Origin of the sequence: Sphingobacterium sp. UGAL515B_05 (assembly GCF_033097525.1) — a bacterium.
Lineage (GTDB): Bacteria > Bacteroidota > Bacteroidia > Sphingobacteriales > Sphingobacteriaceae > Sphingobacterium.
Window position 1 is genome coordinate 2,112,690 of sequence record NZ_CP109907.1, and the last position, 24,462, is coordinate 2,137,151.

Sequence of the window (24,462 nt, forward strand, 5' to 3'; positions counted from 1 at the left end):
TAGGCATGATATAGCTTAACGTACAATCTGGTAGAGCTGAAAGTCACTCCGGAAAACGGAGTGACTTTTTTATCTAAATGCCAGTTTAGAAAACAAACTAACAGATTTAAGAAGGACTTGCAATAAAATTTAATTCTTTAAAATTTTCGCTTTTTCTGCGTCAAATTCCTCCTGATTAATGATTCCCGCGTCGAACAGATCTTTTAGATCAAATAGGGCCTTTTTCTTCATTCCCATATCCACGTTTGATAAGGGTTCAGTGAACATTTTTTTCTCTGGAAGGACGGGCGCATCTTTAAGGGGATCGGTCTGTGCTCCGAAATCAATCAACAATGCCGTTATTTCATTAAATCCTTGCATATTAGAATAATCTATTGCTTTCTGTTCCAATACATTCGTTATATCTGTAACTGAGCCGTTAGATAAGAGATACCGCAACACATCTTTTTTACCATAGGCAGCAGCATAATGAAGTGCAGTATTGCCGGCAGCATCCTGTTTATCAATCGTTGCACCACTATCTAAAAGCTGTTTGACCAAAGACAGATAACCCATTTTTGTAGCTGTATGCAGTAATGTTTCTCCAGCATAATGAGGCTCAAAACCCAGAATGAAGATACGTCGCCCTGTCCGTTCGATCAGCTTTTCTAAATATTTACCGTCCTTTCCATCAAATGAATCTACGGGACGAGCATAATCCGCAGAGAGGCCTCTTTCTAAAAATATAGCAAGAAGCTCTTTTTGATTGCTGTTACAAACATACCACACAGGAGAAATTCCTTCGGCAGATTCGGCAAAAATATCGCTCCCCTGCTCCAATAACTTTTGAGCAAGAATACGATTCCCATTTTTTACAGCGAGGAGCAAAGGCCCTTCGCTTAAATCATTCAGGATATTGACAGATGCACCGTTATCCAACAACATATTGACAATAGGAATGGAGCCCAAAGATACCGCCAAATTTAAGGCCGTATTGCCCTCCTTGTCGGTAATGTCTACACGAGCACCATTTTCAACGAACAATTGTACCACTGGCGGATATTTTGCCTGCACAGCCAATAGTAACGGTGATTCAGCACTATTATTCAATGCGTTTACATCTAAACCTTGTGCGATCAGCTTTTCAGCCATTTCATGTTGCCCGGTGCGAGCTGTAATATGGAGCAAGCTATTTCCCAAAAAGTCGTTGATCATAATATTGGCATTATTTTCCAATAGATAGACCGCTGTTTGTTTTTGCTTTTGTAACAGGGCAAAATATAATGGAGTTTCCCCCCGATGATCCTCGTAGTCCACTATGGCTCCAGCCTGAACCAACTTCCTCACCAGATCCAAATAACCTCGATGTGCAGCGTAATGCAATGCTGTTCGTCCCATTTCATCGGTGTAAGATATATCGACTTGATTTTTCTCTAGTAATATTTCCGCTATTTTACGTTTTCCGCTTTCACACGCAATTATAAATGACTGAGACATAAAGATTTTTTTTCTATTTTTATTGTTTTAATAACCATTCTACTGTCTTTACCTTGATATTTTCCTCCATGGCATAATCAACGGCCTTTTTGTCCATTATATTTTCCAATTGAGGATCGATGCCTTTACCTACAAGATATTTTGCTTTTTTATAAAGGTCTCGGGCCCTAGTTTCATCGTAATTGAGATTCACCTGGCAAATCTTATGCAAAAGCGTGTTACCCTCGTTATCTGCATAATTGTGATCTAGATATCCTTTGTCCATAATTTCTTGTACAACTAGGACCGATTTTTCTGCTAGCCAATCTATACCTGTTTTTTCTTTCTGATACCAAACTGAGGCGGCTGTCAGATCTGCACCGTGTTCCAAAAGCAAGATCAGAACGCTCAAATTAGTTGCACTATCGGTATGCATCATGCGAAGAAACGCATTGAGCAGATTTTCCCCCTGTTTGTTGACGCTATGAAAATCTGGCTTTCCATATTTGAGAAGAGACACCAGCAAATCTGGATTAGAATGCCTTACTGCCGCATAATAAAAGGCACTTTCCCCGTGCCAATCTTTTAGCCCTGGGTCTGCTCCTGCGTCCAGTAATCTAATCACAATGTCAGTTTTCAATGTGTCAACAGCCATATGCAGGGCTGTTTTTTGTTCAACATTGCCAATATTAGGATCTAGACCTTCAACTAATAGCCAGTCTACTAGCTCGTTAATACGCTCATTGGGCTGCATCCGAAGACTACAAACTTTAAAAAGCAATGTTTGTCCATACTGATCCATCCGTTGCAAGTCGGCACCCGACTCAAAAATAAGTTTTGCGAAAGGAATAGCTACATTCTCCTGTAATGCATATTCCAATAAAGTAATACCGCCTACTTCTTCGTTAATATCATCAATCATTGCTAAATAGCTTTTCATCCAAATTAAATGGGCTTCAAGCTGCACTTCGGATGCAATCTGAGGTTTGAATAGCGTATTAATAACGGATGTGCTAAAGCGATCGTAATCGTATAGATCAGTTGAGATTAGTCCTTTTTTTACAAAATGATCCAAGATTCCATACTGTTGAGCTGTAATCAATTGGTTCACTACACTATTCAATTCGTAATCATGAAAGTCAATTCTACTGTTCGCAGCGGCAACAATCTGCTCCATCTCCGCGATTTCACCTTTACGTGAAAATTCAGTAAGCCTTTTTAATTCGTTATTTGTCATTTTTTGCTTTTGTTAATCGAAAGAAAATAAATCAGCATGGTTAAATGAAAAACGATTTAACTAGGAAAATAGTATGCATTCCATTTCATAGAAACAACAGAACCACCCTAAGCCTGTAAGAATATAAAAAAGTCACTCCATTTTCAGTCGTGACTTTTTTGTTTTTTAATAATTGTTCTTATTTGATACTTTTGCACTGAATTGGGTAATGCTGAATAGCGTAAACCAGAAGTTTCGACTTCCCTGGTATATTTATTTGTCAAGTAGCTATCCTTTATACCGAGCTGTATTATTACATTATAATGAATAACTTTTTAGAACTCAATAAGCATAAATTCTTCTTCGCATTCAAGATAATATCGTTAAGTTTTACCCTACTCTTTGTTATCCTTCCCATGGCAATTTCTATTGCGAATGGAAATTATCCTACTTGGACTCTTTTCATCAGCGTTTTTCTGTTAGCGTCCGTTATATTCCCTCTTTTGTTAGTCGGAATGACTTACTTGGCCTGGCTGAATAAAATATGGGTTAAGAAGAAAGTACTTAATATACAGCCATTCGATGAATTGGATCGGATAGGATTTGCTACAGCCTATATTAATGAAAAATCGAAATGGAATTTAACCGAAGAAATCAAAGAGATTGTAATGGATGGTTATCGTATACAGTTCAATGTAATCATGGGATTTCCGAGTAATATTGAATTTAGGGCTTTAGTTAAGTATCCAATACTAGGAAAAGAACGATTTACGGCTTTCGTGGCAAGTTCCAAGCAGGATAACATATATTTAGACATTGATTCATTAATTAAAGTTTACCCGCCTAAAAAGGTCGACAATTTGACGATCGAACAATTAAAAGCTGAACTGATACAATTTGCACAGGTAATGCGGCTTGAAAATTTTGAACCTTTGGATAGGACGTAAAACAACTAGGTCATATGCTTTTGACTACGCTGGTAATAAATCTCCATTGAATTTTTTGAGAGGCAATATGCTTTTCAAAGGCACTAAATTGGTAACAACTTTAAATAAAAAAAGCGACTCTTTTGAAGTCGCTTTGTGTAGCCCGTAGGGGAATCGAACCCCTGTTTCAAGAATGAAAATCTTGCGTCCTAACCCCTAGACGAACGGGCCATATCGTTTTCGATGATGCAAATATAGAAGCTTTTTTAAAAAGCACAAAAAAAAAGTGCTGTCTGTGTGCTAATTCATTGAAATTGAGAAAAATTATTTTTTTAAAGGACCTATTCTACAGCGTATGCGAGCATATATTCATTGAACTTCTCGTAATGGACATCATAAATATGTTTGTCTTGATCGCTGTCGAGTTCAAGTTTTAATATGCCTTGTGTTTGATATTCGAATGGTTGTATGCTCATGTTATGCAGAAATGAGACACCTGCATTGCCTTGAAGTTTATAAATCGCTTCTTTGGCGCACCAACAAGCATATAGCTGCTCATAGCGGCTATCATCCTGAGCAATGAATGCAAGCTCTGTAGGTTTTAGAAACTTATGTTGGATGCGCTCTACTTTTGTTTTGATGATTTCCATGTCGATACCAACTTCACCTTTTGTACTGATCATTGCTGCAGCGTAATCAAAGGAGTGTGAAAGTGATATTTTTTGGGGAAAATTAGCGAGATAAGGCTTGCCATTTGCATCCGAAGGACATTCGATATAGTGGGATGTATTCAATAAGGTGCGCAACAGCACACGTGTGGCAAGCCAGTGCAACCGTCTTTTCCCTTTATTAAAGGACCCTAATTTTGCTTTTTCACGTTCATCCAATTGAAGTTTCGACAATAAATCGTCGTCCGATTCCTCAATTCGCCAAATTGCAAATTTGGTTTGGTTATCAATTTCACGTAGATACACTAGACTCATACCCAAATTTAAAAAACAAATCGCAGATTTTTGTTTTGAAAAATGAAGTAAAATTAGTGGGAGAACTGTATTTTTGAATTTGTATAGCATTGCCTGATGCTTTTGCTATTTTGATACACATGATTTTATCTGATAAAAGAATTCTCGAAGAGATTGAAAATGGCAGTATTGTCATTCAACCATTTGATCGTAAATGTTTGGGAACAAATTCCTACGATGTGCATTTGGGGAAATATTTGGCAACGTATGCAGACCGTGTACTGGATGCCAAGAAACACAATGAAATTCAGCATTTTGAAATCCCGGAAGAAGGTTTTGTATTGGAACCCAATACCCTTTATTTAGGCGTTACGCAGGAATACACCGAAACGCATAAGCATGTTCCTTTTTTAGAGGGCAAATCGAGTACTGGTCGCTTAGGGATAGATATCCATGCAACTGCAGGGAAGGGTGACGTCGGTTTCTGTAATACCTGGACCTTGGAAATTTCGGTTGCCCAACCTGTTCGGGTTTACGCGGGAATGCCTATTGGACAATTGATCTATTTTGCTGTAGAAGGCGATATCGAGACATTTTATAATACCAAAGGTAACGCAAAATACAATGGCAAGACCATCCGTCCGGTGGAATCCATGATGTGGAAGAATAATTTCTGATGCGGAATATGGGATGGATTATTTTAGGGGCTCTATTGATTGTTCTCATCAGTGGAGTACTCTATTATTTTGTTCATCCAATGTTTGGTGGAAATTTCAAAGGAGCTCGACTGGAGCGGATGAAACAGTCACCAAATTTTAAAAATGGTATTTTTCATAATCTCGAAGTAACGCCGTCGTTGAAAGGCGATGTCAATATGGCCTCTTTGCTGTGGGATTTCCTTTTCAACAAAAATCCCCACTTGAAACCGATCAACGTATTGCCTGCTATGGAATGCGATTTAGCACATCTTCCCGCAGATGACGTTCTGATTTGGTTTGGTCACTCCTCCTACCTGTTGAAGTTAGATGGGAAATTAATATTGGTTGATCCGGTGTTTAGCCAAAATGCTTCTCCTATCCCAGGGAGCAATAAAGCATTTAAGATGTCTGTCGACTATGCGACGATGGTTTTTCCGAAAATTGACTATTTGTTTATCTCTCATGATCATTACGATCATCTGGACTATGAGACTGTTTTGAAATTGAGGGATAAAGTCGGTCGGGTGATTTGTGGTCTTGGCGTGGGGGCGCATTTTGAATCTTGGGGATATAAGGCGGATCAGATCATCGAGGGTGATTGGTACGACCAGATAAAACTGGCGCCCGATTTTCAGGTAACCTTCACACCCGCAAGGCACTTTTCGGGACGAAGATTTACACGGAATAATACCTTGTGGACATCCTTTGTGCTAAAAACTTCCCAGTACACTATTTTCTTAGGTGGAGACAGCGGATATGGTAAGCACTTCAAAAAGATAGGTGACCAGTTCGGTCCATTTGATTTAGCAATCTTGGAAAATGGCCAGTATAACGATGCCTGGCATTATATCCATTCCTTACCTGACGAATGGGCTGCTGAAACGAAGGATCTGAAAGCTCAAGCTATTTTGCCCGTTCATTCTTCTAAGTTCGCGTTGGCTATGCACGACTGGAGAGAGCCAATGGAGAAATTTTACGAGACAGCGAACAAAGAACAGATCACTCTCCTTACGCCAAAAATAGGGGAAATGATCCATTTTAATAGATTAGATACAGTATACGCGCCTTGGTGGCGTGATGTCAACTAAAGATCTATTTATTTTTTTCCTCAATCCATAAAGACATATATTTTGTGCTCTGCATCGTGTGGTGCAACAATATCTGACTAATAAAGTTTTGTTGGCGGTGCCTGTCAATCTGCGCTTTTAACAAAGATAGATTCGTCATAAAGTCAGCCTGATACTTTCGTTTTTCATAACGCTCGTTGATAATACGGATACCATGTTCTTGGGCTGTTTTCCAAAGATCTTCGTTTTCGTAAAGCTCGACAGTCTTTCGGCAGAAAGTTTCGGGATTGTCTTCGATAAACCCATTCCAGTCCAAATTACCCTTCATGGCTTCTGCTCCAACTGTCGTGGTAACAGATGGTGTGCCGGTTTGCATGGCGTCGATAAACTTTCCTTTTACGCCGGCACCAAATTGAATTGGAGCGACCAGTACACGGTAGTTTTCCATGGTAAGGCGAGCAGATTCCGCCCGTCCCTTGATCAGGAAATTCTCTTTAGAGTTGTTTAACTGAAGTACTTTTTGGGTTGCATAGGCACCATAAATGTGCAATTCTACTTTGGGAAGCATCTTCCGTAATTGGGGCCAGATTTGTGTTTTTAGATATTGAACCGTATGCCAGTTCGGCTCATGGATAAAATTTCCGATAAATAGTAAGTTCTTCCGCTCTTCAAAGGGCTCCCATTGATTAATTTCAGTAGAACTGATCTCATTTTCCAGGAAAGGGAGGTAATAGAGGATGTCGGGTGAAATTCGAAATTCTTCGATAAGAATCTTCATTTCGGATTCGGAGATAATCAAGGACAGGTCACTTCGCAGAATAGAGGCAATTTCCCGTTTAGCGGTGTCTGTAAATAACTCTTGAAAGGAGAAATCGCCTTTATTTTTGACGGACGCCTGTCTCGCCTGGCGTAAAAAATGCAAGTCTTCCGTGTCGAGTATGCGGAGTGCATGGGGACAATACTGTGCGACACGCCAACCATATTGTTCTTCTACCATAAAACGATCGAAAACAACAATATCGGGCTTTAGTTGAGTAATAAAATCGTCAAAGCTATCGCTATTGAGCACGATTGCTTGCTCATGCACACCAAGAGACTGCAAAGGGGCACTATAAGGTGACTTCGCAGCAGCCGAAGCAAATGTAATGTGATAAGAGCGGGTCGTGAACGTTTCAATTAATTGCATCATGCGAAAGCCCGCTGCTGAAGATGTTGGCTCTGGCCACACAAGTCCGATGAACAAAACCTTTTTCTCTTTCATGCAGGAAAATTACTGATTAATGTGAAAAGAATTTACGAAAAATTAACAATTAGTCATTTTCAAACGATTAGCTTTATTTTAGTGTTTATACTATATTTAAAGGTTATTCATCATTAAACGATCATATGGCCAAAACTATTGCCCAACGGATTCGACATTTTTCGCCAAAGACCTATTGGAAGGAATTAATAGCTGTTTTGGTTATCTTATTGGCCTTCGTATTTTTTAGAAATGAGCGGAAGGAGCTTGCGGCAATTCTTCCGCAGTTGCGCGCAGCCAACTTAACCTGGGTTTCGGTAGGCGTTGGAATTACCATCGTCTATATTGTGCTTCAGGGATTGATGTATGTGCAGAGTTTTAAAGCGATCGGCCTTTCTATTAATCTGAGAATCGCCATTGATCTTTTCCTGAAGAGAAATTTACTCAGCGTGTTTCTACCTGCGGGCGGGATTAGTTCTTTGGCATATACAACAACGGAGTTGCGGAAAAGAAATTTGAATACAACGCAAATTCACCAAGCAGGGGCGCTGTATGGCTATGTCGGACTACTGACGGTCTTTATGATTGGTGTACCTGTTATATTGTATACGATCTGGCATAATAAAAATTTTGGTGATGCCTGGATCTCATTGGTGGTTTTGGGACTGCTCCTGGCTGTCGTATTTTGGCTTGTTTGGTCTTTTCGAACACACAAAGGCATTTATCGTTGGGTCGAATTAAAGTTTCCTGCTGTAGCCTCTAACATCGATGAAATATTTTCAGGGGAAGTCAAGCTAAAATATTTGTTGGGTACCATGTTGGCGTCCATGGTCGTCGAATGTTGCGGTATTGCCCATGCTTTTGTAAGTATGTATGCTCTTGGTTTGGACCACTCCTTCGAGGCTGCGGCTATTGCCTATACTGTTTCGGTCGTATTGATGATTGTTTCTCCTTTTCTACGGGGCCTTGGGGCTGTAGAGCTGACCATGCTGTATATTTTTAAAGCGTACGGCTACTCGCAGGCAGAAGGATTGGGCATTACAATTCTCTATCGGGCATTCGAATTTTGGCTTCCATTACTCTTGGGAATCCTTGCCTTTGCATGGCGTGGTAAGCAATTGCTGGCACGTATTGGACCGGCGTTGCTTATATTTTTCTTAGGCGTGGTAAATCTTGTTTCCGTATTGACACCACCATTGGCTGATCGTATGAAACTTGATCGTTTTTATTTACCGCTAGAAGCAATTCATGCTTCTAAATTTATGGTATTGGTTTTGGGCTTAGGACTATTGGTTACTTCAGCCTACTTGATTAAAGGTTTCCGTATTGCGTTCTGGATCGCCGTGGTGTTTAGTGCCTTGTCGCTGTTTGGACATGTGTTTAAGGCATTGGACTATGAAGAGGCATCGGTTGCTTTATCGACCTTGATTTTATTGGCAATGAGCTATAAACAATATCGCATCAAGAGTAATATTCGCTGGGTAAGAATTGGGTTTATCACATTTTTTGTCGCGCTGATAGCGATATGCCTGTTTGATGTGTTGAGTTTTTACTTCATTGATAAGCAACATTTCGGGCTAGACTTTACATGGGGACAATCAATATATCATACGGCACGGAGTTTTCTGTTGTTTGCAGACGATGAATTGATGCCACAAACAGCTTTTGGTCAGGAATTCCTACGCATTACTCAAGTGCTTGGGCTTTTTTGCTGGTTCCTCTTGATATATGCCCTCGCACGACCCCGTCTCATTGATGGTGAAGATTCCAGTAAATCTGAAATCGACCGTGCGGAACAATTATTGCTCGAATTTGGGCAGTCTCCGATGGATTTTTTTAAACTGGGAAAAGATAAGAGCCTATTTTTTTCGGAAATATCGGAAGGGTTTACGGCGTATCGCCTGGCTAACGAATTTGCTATTGTATTAGACGAACCTGTGTGTGAACAGGGAGATAAGGAAGAGTTGGTTCAGGAATTTGATGCATACTGTTATGCAAATGGATTAAAAGCTGTTTATTATCGTGTGGATGAGAATAGCTTGGTTCATTTTTCTTCCCTGCGCAAACAAAAGATTACCATTGGGCAGGAGGCAGTACTCGAGCTAGATACATTTAAGCTAGAGGGGAAAGACCGTAAGTCTTTGCGTAATGGCCTTAATGCAATTCAAAAGAAAGGTTTCACCACGGAAGTGTTGAAAGCACCTCAGAAGAAAGAAGTTATTGATGAATTGAAGGTAATCTCCGATGAGTGGTTGCGAGCGTTTGAGAAAAAAGAAATGGTTTTTTCTCAAGGCATGTTTGATGAAAATGAGCTTATTTCACAGGATATTATTGTGCTGAAAAATGAAGCAAACCATATCGTTGCCTTTCTGAATATTATTCCGGATTATGCGAAAGATGAATGCACTTATGATATGATCCGGAAATCTCTTGAAGCTCCGGGCGGAAGCATGGATGCCTTGATCGTTGAGCTCATCGCGTATGCTAAAACTCAAAAATATGTCTACTTAAATTTGGGAATGGTACCAATGACAGGTTTTGGTGCGACCGATAGTCCTGCAGAAAAGATTATGAAATTTGCTTCAACGCGGTTGGGCAACTTTAAACATTATCATAGCCTGCGCGACTTTAAAGAGAAGTATGCGACTTTTTGGGAAAATAAATACCTTATATTTGATAACGATTTTGATCTCTTACAACTTCCGGTAGCAATGGTCAAAGTGATGAAACCGAATGAATAGCTTCGTGTAGATCTCATACAGATGAAAAAATTAGCCACTTTATTTATAATTGGTAGCATAGCATTTCACGCTTTTGCTCAACAACGTTTAATTGACATGAAATACTGGAATAATAAAGCGGCACTCCCCCTGGTTCTCTATCTGAGTGGAGATGGAGGATTCAATTCGTTCTCAAATAAGCTCTGTGAGCTGATTGCTGGAGCAGGATATACGGTGGCAGCTATCGATTCTAAAAGCTATTTCTGGAAGAAGAAAAGCCCGAATGAGATCGCAGGAGATATTTCTAATACCTTGAAGACTTTGCTATCCTCACGGCAGAATATGCGTCTTTTCATCGTTGGGTATTCATTTGGAGCAGATGCGGTCCCTTTTATTATTAACCGCTTGGATCCAGTTGTTAAAAAAAATGTAAAGAGCGTTGTGCTTTTGGAACCATCCGTGTCTACAGATCTGGAGATCCATATCGCTGATATTTTAGGCCGTAGTAATACAAAGCGAAGTCTTGATGTCATCTCTGAAATCAATCGCATGGATGGAGTCAAAACGGGCGTCATTCTCGGTGACGACGAAGCCGATTTTCCTGTACAAAAAATAACACTTAAGAATTTTACAAAAAAATACCTCTCCGGGGGCCATCATTTTAGTGGGAATGCAGACCCGGTAGCGAAGAATACAGTCGCACTTTTCTAATCGGGCGGGGTTGTTGTCTGCTAGCTTTCCTTTATGGTGGTTATACAGTCGCGATAGTCCTTTTCCCGTATTAAGATCAGTGAAAGCTTTAATTCGATTCATATTTCTTGTCCTACATCAAGTGAATTAAATAAAGAAGATCTTAATTTTGATTTAGAATTTAAATAGACAATTATGGAATTAGGAATAGGAATGTTTGGTGACTCGAGGATAGATCCTGTTACAGGTCAGATCCAGGCGCCACAAGATCGAATGAAAGAAATCATTGAAGAGATTAAGCTTATGGATCAAGTAGGCTTAGATTTCTATGGAATAGGGGAGCATCACCGTGCAGATTATGCTGTTGCAGCACCCGAAATTATCTTGGCTGCAGCTTCTACAGTTACCAAAAATATTAAGTTGGGTAGCGCGGTCTCGGTATTAAGTTCTGCCGATCCCGTCAAATTATTCCAGGATTTTGCTACGGTCGATCTTTTATCCGATGGACGGGCTGAACTGATGGCCGGAAGAGGTTCTTTCATTGAGTCCTTTCCCTTATTTGGTTATGATCTGAAAGATTATTCCGAATTATTTGAGGAAAAACTTGAACTTTTGTTACTTTTAAACAAGCAAAATCCGATCACTTGGCGTGGTAAATTTAGAGCGCCGCTAATCAATCAAGAAGTCTTCCCACGGCCTAAAAATGGATCACTGCCAATTTGGGTTGCCGTAGGTGGTACGACCTCTTCTGTTATCCGTGCGGGAAAACTAGGTTTACCAGTCATGTTTGCTATCATCGGGGGTATGTACGAAAGCTTCGACCACTTATTTGATATGTACCGCCAAGCGTATGAAGATAATGGGCATGATATGGCTAATTTTCAAGTTGGCGTGCACATGCATGCGTTCTTTGGTGACAATAGTACCCAAATAGCCGATTATTATTATCCTGTTTACTCTTCTCAAATGGATCGCATAGGGGCGAGCCGCGGATGGCCTTCGTATCAGCGTACACAATATGACTTTGGCCGTTCTTCAAGGGGGCACCTCATTGTTGGGGATGCTAATTATGCCGTAGATAAAATCTTGCAAATACAGGAGAAATTCGGATTGACACGTTTCTCTGCACATATGGATGTTGGGGCTCCTGGGCATAAAGAAATGCTCCGTTCTATAGAGATCTACGGCGAAAAAATAGCGCCTGAAATTCGAAAAGCTTTACATAAAGATGCCTAAAGAGCGATTATCATTTTTTTAACGCTGAGATATTCGCTACCTTTGTGGCGTAAATCATTTTGAGAGTAAGATGCTTGGATTAAAGTTGTTGACAGATCCGCGATGGGCAAACATCGCAGAAGGAAATTTAGAAGAAATTTTGACTGATCATGCCTGGTGTGAACAGAAGGCTGCTTCGAATGCAATATCATTAATCACAAACAACTCAGAACACGAAGATTTAGTGCATGAACTGACAGCAATTGCCATCGAAGAGATGGAACATTTTAAGATGGTTATTGATATCATCAAAGAACGTGGCTATACCTTGGGGCGTGAACGGAAAGATGATTATGTTGGTCAATTGATGAAATTCTCTAAAAAAGACGGCAGTAGAAATATGGCTTTTATTGATCGTTTATTATTTGCGGCAATGATCGAAGCCCGTAGCTGCGAACGTTTTAGAGTGCTGTCACAAAATATTCAGGATAAAGAGCTTGCGAAGTTTTACCATGATTTAATGGTATCCGAAGCAAATCATTATACAACATTTTTGAATTTTGCACGCAAATATACCGTAGACGTTGATGTAGAAAAGCGTTGGAAGGAGTGGTTGGATTTTGAAGGGAAGCTGATTCAGTCGTACGGAAGTAAAGAAGCCATTCATGGCTAATTGGATCTTGCTCCTACCTATTTTAAAACACATACATAACAGTTGTCCCGTTCTATTTCTTAGAACGGGATTTTTTGTCACTTATTTATTCTTATCTTTGTACCGTGATTGAAAAAAGTAAAATAATAGATATCAGGAGTTTGTCTTTGGATCAGATCAAAGATCAACTTACAGCGTTGGGGGAGCAGGGCTTTCGTGCGAAGCAGATTTATGAATGGCTCTGGGTAAAGTCCTGTGTAGATTTTGATCAGATGAGTAATTTGAGTAAGCCCCTTCGTGAGAAGCTGAAAGCGAATTTTACGATCAATGCAGTTACAGTTAAAGAATCTCAGATCAGCTCAGATAAAACAATTAAAAGTAGTTTTTGGCTGTATGATAACAATATCATTGAAGGGGTGTTGATACCCGCTCCGGAGCGAATGACAGCTTGTGTCAGCTCACAGGTGGGTTGTAGCTTGACCTGTAAGTTCTGTGCAACAGGCTATATGGACCGTAAAAGGAACCTCAATGCCGATGAGATCTACGATCAAGTCGTTCTGATCAGCAAGCAAGCCGAAGAGAACTACGGGCAGCCGCTCACAAATATCGTTTATATGGGGATGGGTGAGCCTTTGTTAAATTATGCCAATATGATGAAGTCGGTTGAACGCATTACGGCCCCCGATGGATTAAATATGGCTGCCAAGCGGATCACTGTTTCCACTGCCGGTATCGCAAAAATGATCAAAAAATTGGGTGATGATCAGGTACGTTTTAATCTAGCACTTTCTTTGCACGCTGCAAATGATAAAAAGCGGAATGAAATTATGCCGATCAATGAGCAGAACTCACTAAAAGCTCTGGCAGAAGCCCTCAAATATTTTTATGCGAAGACAAAGAATCCAATCACATTTGAATATATTGTCTTTAACAATTTCAATGACGAATTGGAGGATGCAAAAGAACTTGCCAAGTTCTGTAAACACGTTCCTTGTAAGGTCAACCTGATTGAGTATAATCCTATCGCACTGGCCGATTTCCTAAATGCTGAAGCGGATAAAATCGAGGTATTCGCAAATTATCTAAAAAGTCAAGGTATCATTACGAATGTGCGACGTAGCCGTGGTAAAGATATTGATGCAGCCTGTGGGCAATTAGCAATCAAGGATGAAAAAAAGGAGGAATCCGAGGCATAATCTGGCGGAGAGTTCCTATCTTTAATAGGGGAATTAACCAGATGAAATCCGAATTAAATAAGCTTTTTGGCGATTTTCTAGCTATCTTTTTTCCAAGAGAATGTGGCTGTTGTGGCTGTGTGCTAAAATATCAGGAAAAGTTTATCTGTATAGCATGCGACTTCCACTTGCCTTATACTAACTTTCATGAATATTCAGATAATGATACGGCAAGACAGCTTTGGGGGAAAGCTCCAGTGGAAGAGGCCTGTTCTTTTTTATTCATGCAAAAGGATAGCCGTGTAGAGCACCTCATTTATCAGATTAAATACAATAATCAACCCTTTCTTGCGGAATATTTTGGCTATCTATACGGCTTAAAATTAATAGATGTAAAGGCCTATCAGGATATCGACTGTATTGTTCCTGTGCCGTTACACAGGAGCAAACTCCGAAAAAGAGGCTATAATCAATCCACTTACTTTGGAAGGGGGTTGTCTAGAGCGATGGAAATCCCACTGCGTGAAGATATTTTGGTAAGAAAGAAGGCGACAATTAGTCAAACAGGTAAGGGACGACTCGACCGTTACGAAAATGTAAGTGATATTTTCGATTGTCGGGCCACTGGGGTGCCGGCCAATGTACATATTCTATTGGTGGACGATGTGCTAACAACAGGCGCTACGATTGTTTCCGCGACATTAGCACTCTTAGATGCTATTGACTGTCGGATATCTATTGCCACTTTAGCGAGGGCCTAGACCAAATTTGCCCATAGCGTTTAGATTTATTTGGTAACACGCTCAATAAAAATGAAAAGGTCAAAACTAACGCAATACGGTGTTTACTACCGTCTGTTCACATAGTTTAGCAAATAGGCAAACCCGGCCATACCTATTCCGATTGTGTCTGCAAATAAATCCCACCAATCTCCACTGCGATAAGTAAAAATATAAAGTTGAAGCAATTCTGTCAGTCCGGCAAATAAAAATCCGAGGATAGAAACGATGAAGATGGGTAGCCAACGGGTTGGTTTACCGCTGAATTGCTGGATCACACCATTGTATAACAACGTACAGAAAACAAAAAACATACCGCAATGAACTAATTTATCCATACCCGGATAGGCGGGAACTGCGTCAAAATTATTGCCGGGGAGCGTGCATAAAATAATAACTATTATGGCCCAGATAAAAGACCACTTATAGTCTAATAAGATTTTAATCATGGCGTTAAATATCTAAAAATTTCCTGATAGAAATAAAAATATTATGAATTTAAAAATTATTCATCTGTAAATCAGCTTTTTAATAAAATTGTCTTGTCTTGTATGGTACTATGTATTGCATGGTACCATAAAATACATATATCTTTGTATTGTTATGATAGCTGAAAATACACAAATCCAAATGAGGAAGGGGATACTTGAATATTGTATCCTATCCATAATTTCTCGAGGAGAAATTTATGCCTCCGATATTATCAGCGAACTGAAGAAAGCTCAATTATTGGTTGTGGAAGGAACCTTATATCCGCTTTTAACACGTCTAAAAAACAATGGCCTGTTAAGCTATATATGGAAGGAGTCGACTTCAGGTCCGCCTAGAAAATATTATGAAATTACCCAAGAAGGGTTAGAAGTCCTTTTGCGACTAGATGTTACCTGGAATGAGCTTGTGTTTGCCGTAAACACGTCATTGGTGGGTAGAAACAATGATTCAACTAAACCAGTCAAAGATAACAACGATGAATAAGACAATAATTATCAACATAAATAGTATCGTCTTCCATATTGAAGAGGATGCTTATGAGGTGCTTCGCTCCTACATGATTGATATAAAGAAGCACTTTGGACAATCAGAAGATAGTAAGGAGATTTTAGAGGACATCGAAAATCGGATTTCAGAAATGTTTACTGAAAAGATTCAGGCCGGCAGTAAGGAAGTTCTTAATATGGATGATGTTAATGCCGTGATTGGGCAGATGGGGAGCGTTAGCGATTTTGAATCTGAAGATCAGGATGGTTACGGGGCTTTTCAGCGTCAGCCGAATGCAGATGGGTTTAAAGTAGGGAAGAAGCTGATGCGCGACCCTGATGACAAAGTTTTCAGTGGAGTATGTAGCGGACTGGGACATTTTTTTGGCATTGAGGCCAAATGGGTACGTTTACTCTTTGCTTTATTTGTTGTGATCGGTGGATCGGGCGTATTGGTCTATGTCATCCTATGGATCGTCATGCCGCTCGCTGTAACTCGTGCAGATAAGATGGAAATGCGTGGGGAGGCACCGAATATTCAGAACTTCAAACGTTCTTTCGATGAAGAAATGAGCGGGGTAAAGGATTCGTTTTCGAGGGGAATGGACCGTACAGGTGATAGTGTTACTAAATTATTGCAGGTCTTTGTGAAGGTCATCGGCGTGTTCTTTGTTATTATTGTTGGGTTGACGCTCATCGGGTTGATTATTGGACTTATCTTCTTTGCACTGGCTATTGTGAACGTAATTCCTGACGTCATGGACGATTCTGGTCCTTTTTATCTCATGAATCCGAGCGATGTACCTTTTGCTTTGATAGCGGGTTTCTTGGCCATTTTTATCCCTTTTGCCGGATTGTTCTATTTGCTTCTCCGCGTTCTCTTCGAGAAAAAGCCAATGAACAATTATTTAACTACCATTTTGTTTTTGGTTTGGTTGGCATCAATAGGTGCTATTATCTACTACGCTACATCGGTAGCGAAGGAGTTCAAAGAGTCCAGTACGATTGTTGAAGAGAAACCGCTGCAAAAACAAGCTGCTTATTACTTAAATGAAAATGATATTCGGGTAATTCGTTTAAAAAATGGCGTAAAAAGCGGTTTGGGTATAAGAAACGAAAACCTCTCTACTTATCTGAGACGTAATATTCGTATCCGTGTCGAACGTATCGATTCTCTACAGGAACCTTATGTACGTTATGAGTATTCGGCTAAAGGAAATTCCTATAAAGTTGCAACAGACAGAGCAGGTAAAATTAATTATGCGTTGAGACAAGATAGTACGTCATTAACATTTGACAATGCCTTCCAGTTGAATGAAGGTGAACTCTATCGGGATCAAGAGGTCAATATTACCTTGTTTCTCCCAGTAGGCACCAAATTGATCATCAATGATAATCTTAAAGATAAATTAAGAGATATTTCATTCTACGAATGTCGGGATCGTTATCGGGAAGATCTAGGGGATGTAAAAGATGTTGAGTTTGTGGTCACTTCACTCGGTTTGAAATGTGCATTGCCACCCAAAAAGTTAGATGACAGTGACGAAGCAGATGCTAAAGGCAATGAAGTAATCGCAAATGATACGTCTGTTGTCATCCGCAGAGATACCATTATCAATGTCAAAAAAGATGGTGTGACCATAGAGACAAAAAAGAAATAACATAAACCATGTCTTCCGCCTTCAGGCGGAAGACAAATTATTGAAGCTGTAACCAATCGAAAGTTATTACTTACTCTCGTGTAATAAGCGCTTTAATACCACCAAAAATAAATGCTATTGCACCTATTTATAAACGAATGAAAAGATATTTTTACCTCTTACTCTTAAATTTTTTGATAGTTACATTTGCCCATGCACAAGTAAAAATTACCGGTAAAGTGCAGTCGGCAGACAATTCCGCTTTGCCTTTGGCAACTGTATATCTAACGAAATCGAATACCACTGTTATTTTGAAAGCGGTGGTTACGGACGAAAATGGAGAATACGAATTTTCGGATGTGCGTGCCGGAAACTATCGTATTGACGTCAAAATGGTTGGATATACGGCCAATAAGAGCAACGTTTTTGATATCAGTAAATCAGATTATAAGGTCCCAACGATCCTGCTGAACACGGACACACGAAAATTGCAGGAGGTCGCCGTAGAGGGTAAGCGGCCGATGGTTGAGAGCAAGCCTGGTAAACTGGTTTTAAATGTGGAAAACTCTCCCTTGGCCGCAGGGAATAATGCCTTAGATATTGTACAGCGCGCTCCTGGTGTGAGTTTAGATAACAATAATAATCTACAGTTGATGGGTCAATCGGGTGTTTCAGTCACCATCGATGGGCGGCAGACCTATATGTCGGGTGAACAGTTGGTGAATTTTTTGAAGAGTACGGATGGCAACCAGATTAAGTCCGTCGAAGTTATCACTACCCGGGCAGCAAAAGATGATGCGGAGGGGGCCGTAGGGACTATAAATATCGTGCTCAAGAAAAATCGGATGGAAGGTTTTAACGGAACCTTTAACATGACGGCAGGTAGAGGAGAAAAATTTAGGGGGAATAGCTCTTTATCCTTAAACTATAAAAAGAACAACACGACAGTATTTGGATCGTATGCATATTCGGATGAGAAAAGTCACCGGAAGCTCCTGCTTGACCGTGTTATTCAGAATAAAGGGGAAAAGACCTATTTTAAACAAAGGTCGATATTGGATGAAAAAGAACAAAACCATTCCTATCGCTTCGGTGTTGAGCAAAGGACATCAGCCAGAAATACGTTAACCGTGCAGTTTAATGGTTCGAATAATATCGAATACAATGATAACGATAGTAAGACCAATGTCGGAAAGTCTTTTACAACATTGGATTCGCTTTTGATTTCGACATCGCAATTCAAAGAGTTATTTGATCGGTACTCTGCTAATTTAAACAATGAGTTTAGAATTGATTCCAATGGGAGAAAACTTACCCTTGATCTGGATTGGAGTAAATTCAAAAGCAGTAAGCGCGTGGGGTATAATAATCAATATTTTGATGGTCAGATGAATGCGATTACTCCTGAGGAGATCCAACGGAGTAGAATGCCGATCGGAATCGATATCTATGTTGCTAAATTGGATTATGAACAACCGCTATCTAAGGTATCCAAGCTTGAAATGGGAGCTAAATATTCTAATGTGACGTCGGATAACGACTTAACCTTTGAAGATTTTTTGGACAATACTTGGATGAATAACACAAAGCGTACAAATCATTTTGTGTATAAGGAACAGATCGCAGCTGGATATATAGACTATAATAATACGATAGGAAAATGGGGGCTGAAGATCGGAGCGAGAGGAGAATATACATTTTCTGACGGAAACTCATTGACCTTAAATAAGCAGGTGAAGCGGAACTACTTTAAACTTTTTCCGAATGCAAATCTGACATATACCCTCGATGAGAATCACATCCTTTCCCTAGGTTATGCAAGGAAAATCACCCGTCCTAATTACCGACAGTTGAATCCTTTTGATTATTTCATTGATAAACTAACCTTCGAACGTGGCAATCCTTATCTGAATCCGCAATTCTCCAATGAATTCACCCTAAATTATACGTTAATGCAACGTTATAATGTGACATTGGGTATTAACGATGTGCGGGATGCGATTGTAGAGAGTATGGGGCAAGATTCGGTACTGAAACAGACTTGGGTTATACGTGAAAATTTAGGTAAGAATTTGACAGCTTATCTGAATCTGAACATTCCGATTACGGTAACCAAAATTTGGAGCATGAATAACAATATTACGGGCATCCATTTTAACTTTAATGGCATGGTGGGCGGTCATCCACTTAAAAGGAAATCCTTTCTTTTGCAAGCGACATCGATGCACAATTTAAAGTTGGCGAAAAGTCTGTCGGCTAATGTGAATTTGAGGTATTTCTCTCCTTTCAAATATAATGTATACGATATGAGGGCCCGTTGGGATATGGAGGTTGGAGCGACAAAGACATTTAAGGATCAACGTAGTTCTTTGAAGCTGGCTGTGAGTGATTTGTTTAATACAGGGAATCAGAATCTGAAAACTAATTTTGGAGATTTTGACTCCAGTATCAGGCAATACCAAGATCGTCGTGTGGTTCGATTAACCTATTCGTATAAATTTGGAAATTTAAAAAATAACTATCGTAAGAAAGATACGAGTAACGAGGAAAAGGAAAGAGCACAATAGCTACTGACCATTATGTCGTTTCAAAAGGCCGTAGGAATATTTTTGCTTACGGCTTTTTATTTAGTCATTGATGACTAGCTCGGTAGGTAATACACGCGTTTCAAATTCTGTAATCGGATATTTGGCTTCTATTAATTTGATAAGAAGTTCCGTAGCGATTTTCCCCATTTCGAAAGCAGGTTGTCTTATGGCGGTTACTTTAGATGAAAATAGTTCGACAACATTAGAGTTTGTAAATCCGGCAATAGCAATATCGTTACAGGCTTCAAAATTTCTTTTTTTCACGACATGAAGATATCCTGTAGTTAACTTATCGCCAGAAATAAAAATAGCATCAAAACCAAGCCGGATAAGCTCTTCAATTGCACTTTCGATCTCTTCCAAATGTAGCCCTCCATATTGACAATATTTAACCAAATCTGGATCGAAATCAATATGATTAGCCATCAGAGCCTTTTTATAGCCAATTAATCTGTCCTTCGTTATAGACAACGATTTAGAGTTTGTAAGATGTGCAATTTTCTTATTTCCAAGTTTTATGAGGTGCTGGGTGGCATCATAGGCTCCTTGCTGATTGTTTACGATGACTTTGTATGTGTCGAACTGTTGTGGAATCCGATCAAAAAATACAATTGGAAATCCACGTTCTTTTAATTGGTGGAGATAAGAAATATCTTCGGTTTCTGAGGACAAGGCAATTAATAACCCATCTATGCCTCTGGATGTAAGATACTCGACATTCAGCCTTTCCCTTTCCGAAGACTCATGTGTCTGTGAAATGATGATATGAAAATTCTTGTCATAGGCAATAGATTCGACACCGTTTATGACTTGGGAAAAAAAATTATTGGCTATTTCGCTGACAATGATACCAATGGAGTGGCTTCGACGCTCCTTTAAACTCCTTGCAATGGGATTCGCACGATAATTGATTTTTTCGGCATATTCCAATACAATCTTTTTTGTTTCAGGACTTATTTCATAACTATCTCTTAATGCTCTGGAAATGGTGGACGTTGATAAGTTAAGTGCTTTAGCAATATCTTTGATTGTATAGTTTTCGAATCTCATAATTGGCAAAATAGAACCTAATATTAATCAAAAAAAATTACAAAACCTAATTCGCTCCCCTGTGCAAACGTTGCCGGCAACGTTTGCATAATTTTATTACTGATACTTGCATCAACAAGTGAAATATACTTTGTAAACTTGGTTATATGATAACCAGTTAAATTTCCCTGCATTTCCTGCAAGAGTGATTTAATCATTTTAATTAAATACCTAAAAATATGAGTAAAGCCTTAGTAATATCTACTGCTATTTGTGCTTCGTTATTCACATTAAATGTACACGCTCAAACCAGAAAAGTCCAAGGAACTGTCGTTGATAGCGATCAAAAAGGACTAATGGGGGTAAGTGTAACGGTGTCGGGGACTAAATTTGTCGCTGTGACGGACAAGAATGGAAAGTTTAATATCGAGATTCCCGGTAAAAACCAAGAGCTCCAATTTACGTATGTTGGGTTCCAGACTCGCAGGGTAAAACTTTCGGCAGATCAGGCAGTGATCCGTGTTGTTCTAGAAGAACAATCTAATGCTTTGGAAGAGGTAACTGTTAATATCGGATATGGAACTGTTAAGAAAAAAGATTTGACAGGAGCTGTAACTTCGGTAGGTGCAGAAACCATTTCTAAAGCTCCAGTATCTTCAGCTCTTGAGGCGATTGCGGGAAGAATGGCTGGGATTCAAATTTCTTCTACAGAAGGATCCCCAGATGCAGAAATGAAGGTCCGCGTCCGTGGCGGAGGCTCCGTTACAGGAGATAATGCCCCTTTATATATCGTGGATGGTTTTCCGATGTCTTCGATATCAGATATCGCGCCAGCAGATATTGAATCCATCGATGTGTTAAAAGATGCATCTTCGGCAGCCATATACGGCTCTCGGGGAGCAAATGGGGTTGTTATCGTAACCACCAAAAGTGCAAAGTCAGGAAAAACATCAATTAGTTATAACGCTTTTGGCGGAATTCGAAATTTGGCAAAAAAGCTCGATGTATTGTCTCCCTACGATTATGTAACCTGGCAGTACGAACAGGCATTGTTGCAAAATAAACTGGATACTTATGTCAAATACTTTGGTAATTTTCAAGATATTGACCTCTATAAAGACGTGCCTTCAAATGATTGGCAAGAGCTTATATTTGGAAGGACTGGTAATACTTTTAACCAAAATTTCAATTTGTCAGGGGGAGTGATAAGACGAAATATTCAATTTCTCATTCCTTTGTGAGAGATAAAGCGATTATGGAAATGTCTGGCTTTCGGAGACAAAATGTCAATTTTAAACTAAACCATAAACCATCAAAGAATACTTCCATAGATTTGGGGGCACGATTTTCGGATGTTCGCATTTCAGGTGGAGGCATGAATGAACAGAACGAAGCCTCTTCATCAGATTCCCGTTTAAAATTCGCCATGATTTATCCTCCCTTTCCTGTTGGGGGCCTAACAAATAGTGATGAAACCGATGATGAATTCAATCTGTATAATCCGTTAGAGTCCTTGGTCGATAATGATCAGTTACAGCGAAGGAGGACCTATAACCTAAATGCCGCATTTAGTTGGGACATTATTAAAAATCTACGATTCAGGACTGAATTTGGCTTTGATGATTATCATAACTATAATGATCGGTTTTATGGTCCAACGACGTATTATGTGCGTAATATTCCCGCTGCTTTAGATCAAAATAAGCCAGCTCTTATCTCATTGAATACGTCGACTCAGGGGATACGCTCCACAAATACATTAAACTATAACTTTCAAGATTTCCTTCCTAAAGGACATAGTTTAAGTGTGCTGGTTGGCCAGGAATATTTGTTTACACAAAAAACGTTAAATACCAATACGACACACGGCTTTCCGAACAGTTTTAAACTGGATGATACCCGAAAATTAACGCCGCAAGGTGCATCGAGTACGATAAACAATTACATGTTTGCTGACGAAAAATTACTTTCATTTTTTGGCCGGGTAAATTATGATCTTAACTCGAAGTATTTATTTAATGCAACTTTCCGGGCAGATGGTTCCTCCAAGTTCTCTGCAGACAATTATTGGGGGTATTTCCCATCCATGGCAGCTGCCTGGCGGATCTCATCAGAGCGATTTATGGACAAGACGCAATCTTGGCTTGATGACTTAAAACTTAGAGCAAGCTTGGGTACCTCGGGAAATAATAATATTCCATTAGAGCAGATATATCCAATATTTTCAGTTAAGAACACAGAATGGGTCAATGGGTATAATAATTATTGGGCTACGTCAAAAACGATGTCTAATCCGGATTTGAAATGGGAAACGACCATTTCAAAGAATATAGGTTTGGACTTTACTTTATTCAAGAAAAAGCTATCGGGAACGGTCGATGTGTATAAAAATAAAACAAAAGATCTCTTGATTCTTTTCCCAATTGCCGGATCAGGATATGACGATCAATATCGCAATTTGGGCGAAACCCAAAATAAAGGAATTGAGCTTACCTTAAACTGGTCTGTCATCAATAAAAAGAATTTTGATCTGAATTTTAGCGGTAATATTAGTTTCAATCAAACGAAAGTTAATTCTTTGGGAGGCCTAGCTTCGATTCCCATGGCTTCGGGGTGGGCCTCAACAGAAATTGGCCCAGATTATATCGTTGAAGCTGGGGGACGAGTTGGAAAAATGTATGGTTACATGAGTGATGGTCGCTATGAAGTCGCTGATTTTGCCGGTTATGATGAGGCTTCAAAAAAATGGATTTTGAAAGATGGTGTAGCTGATGCTTCTTCTATCGTTGGTACCATAAGACCCGGGACAATGAAGTTAAAAGATCTAATTGGTGATGATCATAAAATCAATGCAAGTGATCAGACGATTATTGGAGATGCAAACCCTTTACATACCGGTGGATTTTCAATCAATACACGTATCTATAACTTTGATATGACGGCATTATTTAATTGGAGCTATGGAAATGATATTTATAATGCGAATAAGATTGAATACACATCCACGAGTAAATATAATAGTCGGAACATGCTTACTGTGATGGAAGAAGGACAGCGCTGGACCAATTTGTTGCCAGATGGTACCATTAGCAATGACCCTAACCAATTGACGGATATGAATAAGAATACGAGCCTTTGGTCCCCGCTTACGAATAAATTCGTATTCAGCGATTGGGCGGTGGAGGATGGCTCTTTTTTGCGTCTAGGAACTGTTACAGTAGGTTATACGCTGCCTAAAGCATTTACGGATAGATTGAAGATCAAAAACTTTAGAGTATATATTTCTGGATATAATCTGGCGGTTTGGACCAATTATAGTGGCTTTGATCCGGAGGTATCTACGCGGAGAAAGACCAACCTCACACCGGGAGTGGATTATTCCGCTTATCCAAAAAGCAGAACTTTCGTGGCAGGTCTTAACTTAAATTTCTAG

General features: G+C 39.6%; 21 protein-coding genes and 1 tRNA gene. 14 read left to right on the plus strand and 8 right to left on the minus strand.

What is annotated here, in order from left to right:
* Positions 1-129 precede the first annotated feature (129 nt).
* Both OK025_RS08555 and OK025_RS08560 read right to left on the minus strand, forming a co-directional pair.
* Complete coding sequence (locus OK025_RS08555; protein WP_317669113.1) at positions 130-1,476, minus strand: ankyrin repeat domain-containing protein; 1,347 nt, start codon at positions 1,474-1,476, stop codon at positions 130-132.
* A gap of 19 nt (positions 1,477-1,495) precedes the next feature.
* A complete protein-coding gene (locus tag OK025_RS08560; protein WP_317669114.1) occupies positions 1,496-2,692 on the minus strand; it encodes an ankyrin repeat domain-containing protein in 1,197 nt (398 codons plus the stop codon).
* A 302-nt stretch (positions 2,693-2,994) separates the two neighbouring features.
* Here OK025_RS08560 and OK025_RS08565 point away from each other — a divergent pair, with 302 nt between their 5' ends.
* The gene (locus OK025_RS08565; protein WP_317669115.1) at positions 2,995-3,618 is read left to right on the plus strand and encodes a hypothetical protein; all 624 of its coding nucleotides are present in this window, start codon (positions 2,995-2,997) and stop codon (positions 3,616-3,618) included.
* A 138-nt stretch (positions 3,619-3,756) separates the two neighbouring features.
* On the opposite strand, the gene OK025_RS08570 is transcribed toward OK025_RS08565, so the two are convergent.
* A tRNA-Glu gene (locus OK025_RS08570) sits at positions 3,757-3,828 on the minus strand.
* A 110-nt stretch (positions 3,829-3,938) separates the two neighbouring features.
* Positions 3,939-4,580 (minus strand): 4'-phosphopantetheinyl transferase family protein, encoded by a 642-nt coding sequence (locus tag OK025_RS08575; protein WP_317669116.1) that lies wholly within the window; start codon positions 4,578-4,580, stop codon positions 3,939-3,941.
* A gap of 119 nt (positions 4,581-4,699) precedes the next feature.
* On the opposite strand from OK025_RS08575, the gene dcd reads away from it, so the two are divergent.
* Both dcd and OK025_RS08585 read left to right on the plus strand, forming a co-directional pair.
* Positions 4,700-5,236 (plus strand): dCTP deaminase, encoded by a 537-nt coding sequence (gene dcd, locus OK025_RS08580; RefSeq protein WP_046673098.1) that lies wholly within the window; start codon positions 4,700-4,702, stop codon positions 5,234-5,236.
* 8 nt (positions 5,237-5,244) lie between these two features.
* Complete coding sequence (locus tag OK025_RS08585) at positions 5,245-6,345, plus strand: MBL fold metallo-hydrolase (protein ID WP_317669117.1); 1,101 nt, start codon at positions 5,245-5,247, stop codon at positions 6,343-6,345.
* 4 nt (positions 6,346-6,349) lie between these two features.
* Here OK025_RS08585 and OK025_RS08590 read toward each other — a convergent pair whose 3' ends face one another.
* A complete protein-coding gene (locus OK025_RS08590) occupies positions 6,350-7,585 on the minus strand; it encodes a glycosyltransferase family 4 protein (protein WP_317669118.1) in 1,236 nt (411 codons plus the stop codon).
* A gap of 125 nt (positions 7,586-7,710) precedes the next feature.
* Between OK025_RS08590 and OK025_RS08595 the strand changes: the two genes are divergently transcribed.
* The 6 genes from OK025_RS08595 to OK025_RS08620 all read left to right on the plus strand — a co-directional run bounded on the left by OK025_RS08595 (position 7,711) and on the right by OK025_RS08620 (position 14,777).
* The gene (locus OK025_RS08595; protein WP_317669119.1) at positions 7,711-10,305 is read left to right on the plus strand and encodes a phosphatidylglycerol lysyltransferase domain-containing protein; all 2,595 of its coding nucleotides are present in this window, start codon (positions 7,711-7,713) and stop codon (positions 10,303-10,305) included.
* Positions 10,306-10,326: 21 nt separating this feature from the next.
* Positions 10,327-10,995 carry an AcvB/VirJ family lysyl-phosphatidylglycerol hydrolase gene (locus OK025_RS08600; RefSeq protein ID WP_317669120.1) on the plus strand — a complete coding sequence of 223 codons (669 nt, stop codon included), beginning with the start codon at positions 10,327-10,329 and terminating at the stop codon, positions 10,993-10,995.
* Positions 10,996-11,169: 174 nt separating this feature from the next.
* Positions 11,170-12,210, plus strand: coding sequence for an Atu2307/SP_0267 family LLM class monooxygenase (locus OK025_RS08605; protein WP_317669121.1), 1,041 nt, complete (start codon positions 11,170-11,172; stop codon positions 12,208-12,210).
* A gap of 70 nt (positions 12,211-12,280) precedes the next feature.
* On the plus strand, positions 12,281-12,862 hold the full coding sequence (locus OK025_RS08610; RefSeq protein ID WP_317669122.1) for a tRNA-(ms[2]io[6]A)-hydroxylase: 582 nt from the start codon (positions 12,281-12,283) through the stop codon (positions 12,860-12,862).
* A gap of 74 nt (positions 12,863-12,936) precedes the next feature.
* On the plus strand, positions 12,937-14,037 hold the full coding sequence (gene rlmN / locus OK025_RS08615; RefSeq protein WP_411567691.1) for a 23S rRNA (adenine(2503)-C(2))-methyltransferase RlmN: 1,101 nt from the start codon (positions 12,937-12,939) through the stop codon (positions 14,035-14,037).
* A gap of 41 nt (positions 14,038-14,078) precedes the next feature.
* The gene (locus OK025_RS08620; protein ID WP_317669123.1) at positions 14,079-14,777 is read left to right on the plus strand and encodes a ComF family protein; all 699 of its coding nucleotides are present in this window, start codon (positions 14,079-14,081) and stop codon (positions 14,775-14,777) included.
* 86 nt (positions 14,778-14,863) lie between these two features.
* Here the strand turns inward: OK025_RS08620 and OK025_RS08625 are convergent, their stop codons facing one another.
* Positions 14,864-15,244, minus strand: coding sequence for a VanZ family protein (locus tag OK025_RS08625; RefSeq protein WP_317669124.1), 381 nt, complete (start codon positions 15,242-15,244; stop codon positions 14,864-14,866).
* A 154-nt stretch (positions 15,245-15,398) separates the two neighbouring features.
* Between OK025_RS08625 and OK025_RS08630 the strand changes: the two genes are divergently transcribed.
* From OK025_RS08630 to OK025_RS08640, 3 genes are all read left to right on the plus strand, one after another.
* Positions 15,399-15,770 (plus strand): PadR family transcriptional regulator, encoded by a 372-nt coding sequence (locus tag OK025_RS08630; RefSeq protein WP_317669125.1) that lies wholly within the window; start codon positions 15,399-15,401, stop codon positions 15,768-15,770.
* Positions 15,763-17,433: a PspC domain-containing protein gene (locus tag OK025_RS08635; RefSeq protein WP_317669126.1), complete on the plus strand. Its 1,671-nt coding sequence runs from the start codon at positions 15,763-15,765 to the stop codon at positions 17,431-17,433. The genes OK025_RS08630 and OK025_RS08635 overlap by 8 nt, the downstream gene beginning before the upstream one ends.
* Before the next feature lie 137 nt (positions 17,434-17,570).
* Positions 17,571-19,979, plus strand: a complete 2,409-nt coding sequence (locus OK025_RS08640) for a TonB-dependent receptor domain-containing protein (RefSeq protein ID WP_317669127.1) — start codon at positions 17,571-17,573, stop codon at positions 19,977-19,979.
* 60 nt (positions 19,980-20,039) lie between these two features.
* Here OK025_RS08640 and OK025_RS08645 read toward each other — a convergent pair whose 3' ends face one another.
* Complete coding sequence (locus OK025_RS08645; protein ID WP_317669128.1) at positions 20,040-21,050, minus strand: LacI family DNA-binding transcriptional regulator; 1,011 nt, start codon at positions 21,048-21,050, stop codon at positions 20,040-20,042.
* A gap of 23 nt (positions 21,051-21,073) precedes the next feature.
* Positions 21,074-21,247, minus strand: a complete 174-nt coding sequence (locus OK025_RS08650; protein WP_317669129.1) for a hypothetical protein — start codon at positions 21,245-21,247, stop codon at positions 21,074-21,076.
* Positions 21,248-21,268: 21 nt separating this feature from the next.
* On the opposite strand from OK025_RS08650, the gene OK025_RS08655 reads away from it, so the two are divergent.
* Complete coding sequence (locus OK025_RS08655) at positions 21,269-22,270, plus strand: TonB-dependent receptor plug domain-containing protein (protein ID WP_317669130.1); 1,002 nt, start codon at positions 21,269-21,271, stop codon at positions 22,268-22,270.
* Complete coding sequence (locus OK025_RS08660) at positions 22,267-24,462, plus strand: SusC/RagA family TonB-linked outer membrane protein (RefSeq protein ID WP_317669131.1); 2,196 nt, start codon at positions 22,267-22,269, stop codon at positions 24,460-24,462. The genes OK025_RS08655 and OK025_RS08660 overlap by 4 nt, the downstream gene beginning before the upstream one ends.